The 2,544-nt window shown below is 41.1% G+C and carries 3 protein-coding genes and 1 pseudogene; 1 reads left to right on the forward strand and 3 read right to left on the reverse strand.

Annotation, left to right across the window (positions count from 1 at the left end):
* Positions 1-621, reverse strand: a 621-nt coding sequence (locus O9290_RS22890; RefSeq protein WP_288087588.1) for an RNA-guided endonuclease InsQ/TnpB family protein, incomplete at its 3' end; no start/stop codon positions are given.
* Positions 622-670: 49 nt separating this feature from the next.
* On the opposite strand from O9290_RS22890, the gene tnpA reads away from it, so the two are divergent.
* Positions 671-1,072, forward strand: coding sequence for an IS200/IS605 family transposase (gene tnpA / locus O9290_RS22895; protein ID WP_288056129.1), 402 nt, complete (start codon positions 671-673; stop codon positions 1,070-1,072).
* A 10-nt stretch (positions 1,073-1,082) separates the two neighbouring features.
* On the opposite strand, the pseudogene O9290_RS22900 reads toward tnpA, so the two are convergent.
* Both O9290_RS22900 and O9290_RS22905 read right to left on the reverse strand, forming a co-directional pair.
* Positions 1,083-1,973, reverse strand: a pseudogene (locus O9290_RS22900) (type ISP restriction/modification enzyme); the annotation flags it as partial.
* Positions 1,974-2,182: 209 nt separating this feature from the next.
* A complete protein-coding gene (locus O9290_RS22905) occupies positions 2,183-2,290 on the reverse strand; it encodes a BrnA antitoxin family protein (protein WP_265795881.1) in 108 nt (35 codons plus the stop codon).
* Between the last annotated feature and the right edge of the window lie 254 nt (positions 2,291-2,544).

Raw genomic sequence — 2,544 nt, forward strand, 5'->3', positions numbered from 1 at the left:
TTTCGGTGCGTCTATCTTTTCCCCTGTTGAGAGGGTAGCAAAGGTAGCAATCCCTAGATCAATTCCCACTGACTCCCCATTATTAGGAAGTGTTTCGGGCTGAATCTCGACAACAAAGCTGAGAAAATAGCGATCTGCTGCATCTTTAATCACGGTGACGCTAGAAGGTTTAGAGGGTAATGGGCGACTCCAAACTATTCTCAAATCACCGATTTTTGCTAAAGTAACGTGATATTGATTGATGGTAAAACCATTGTCAGTAAATCTTGCCGATTGTTTAGATTTACGTTTTTTAAACTTGGGAGGTTTGACTTTCTTTCCTTTTCTCTCACCCTTGCAAGATGCAAAGAAGTTAGAATAGGCTGTCTCTAAGTCTCTCAAAGACTGCTGCAAAGGGATAGAAGAAACCTCGGTCAGCCAGACTTTTTCTGTCGTCTTTTTAATTTGAGTTAGTCTTTTAGATAACTCAGTATATTTTGGCTTTTTCTCCCCTTGTCGATAGAGTTCTTGACAGTAAGCTAAGGTATCGTTCCAGACAACGCGCACACACCCGAACAATTGAGACAAAAGCCTCTTTTGTTGGTCTGTTGGGTAAATACGGTATTGATACCTCGCTTTCATTGGGTTAAGATATTTGTGTCTGTATTTATTTTAACTAGGTCTGTCAATAATGTCAAGTCGGTTGCGAAAAGAAAGAAACTCTGTTTCCGATCTAAAGATACACTTGGTCTGTGTGACAAAATACAGAAGAAAGGTTTTTACTGGTAAAAGTCTGACTTTGGTTGAAAAATCTTTTAGGGAAGTTGCGGAAAAGATGAATTTTCAGATATTGGAATTTAACGGGGAGTCCGATCATGTCCACGCATTGATTGAATATCCACCGAAATTATCTATTTCCGTGATGGTCAATTCTTTAAAGGGAGTCTCTAGTCGCAGGCATGGACAAGCTGGTTATCCTAAACCGTACGGGAAAGACGCTCTTTGGTCGCCCAGTTATTTCGTCTCTTCTGTAGGAGGTGCGCCACTGGAAGTTCTTAAGTCTTATATCAAAGATCAGGAAAAGCCGTCGTAAAACGACGGGGTTTTAACCCAAATTTTCGATAAAAATTCTCATAAATCGCCTTGAGAAACTTCTGCTTCTCGTGGTGGTTATAAATATTCGCCGCTGTCCGCCGAATTACCGCATAATAACGTTCAATAGTCCCTAAAGTATTGCGCTTGGTATTACCAGTAAAGAAAGTTTCAATCACTCCCTGTAATTCCCTAGCGATATTATTTTCCCGGTGAAACTGGGACTCATTAAAAATATTGATAAAAATATCCTCTGTCAGAATATGCTGAATAATCATCTCTCGCACATCTTCCAGACTAATTTCTGGATTGATTGACTTGCGACAAATCTCTAAAAATTTGTCCCGCGCTGTCACAAAATTCCGATTCGTCTCCGATTGCAACGCAATTAAACCCCGCAACGCTTCTAAAATTGTTGGTAAATCTTCCTTAAAACTATCAATCGCCTCTCGAAAATCCTCAACCTCCGGACGTACATAATTAATAAAAGCATTAATAATCCCATCCAAAGCCTCATCATCGCGCATCGAGACGCGCAGTCTTTCCTCTCCTCCTTGAATTAAAACCGCCGTCTGGGAGTCTTCAAATAAAATATTGTCATTAGGGTAGCCTTTCGCTAACTTTTTCTCAATTTCTTCATCTAAATTATCGTATTGATCCTTACTTTCCCAATATCCCCAATCTAACCGTAAAGCATCCTTTACCGTCCCGTCAGGATAGACAACTTTTCCCGACTTAGTGCGATAATCCAACTCCGGAATTAACAAAAAATCCCGCGCCTTGCAATAGTCATTTAATAAATTCTGAAAAGCGACTCTAATCGAAGTTTCCTTGCGACTTCCGCCATATTGGACAATCTTCTCAACTTCCGCCTGATACTGGCTGATTAATAATCTAGACATGGGCTTAGAGGAGGTAAATTAAGTAGTTATAATCAAAGAGAAGATAGATTTTGGACTCTGATCCCCCCTGCCCCCCTTGATAAGGGGGGTGCCGATAGGCGGGGGGAGCTACCCTTGATCAGGGGGGTGCCGATAGGCGGGGGGAGCTACCCTTGATCAGGGGGGAGCCGATAGGCGGGGGGATCTGACAATTTTTATTTCGATGTTTTTCACTGGTGCTGGCGTGCCATCACTTCCCGCAAGATATGGTCAATTCCTGTTTCATATCCCTTTCCTTGAGCTTTTAACCATTGTAATTGATCTTGACCTAGTTGAATAGCTAATTACTGCTTTGATGGCGAAAAAGATACTGTTTTTTGAGTAAAAAACTCATCATACTAAATCCCTTGAGTATAGGCTACTTATGAAGATAGGCAAAAGGCACTCATGCAAAAGGCAAAAGGGGGGATAAATAATCAGTCTTTAATAACCGCATTTAGAATTATCAGTGACTCTTAAATTAGTACAAAAATATGAACAATCGCGTGTAAGCATCTCACAGTTAACCTAATGCGCGGGGGGTTTGGGGGCG

The organism is Microcystis sp. LE19-41.2A (assembly GCF_027530405.1).
GTDB lineage: Bacteria > Cyanobacteriota > Cyanobacteriia > Cyanobacteriales > Microcystaceae > Microcystis > Microcystis aeruginosa.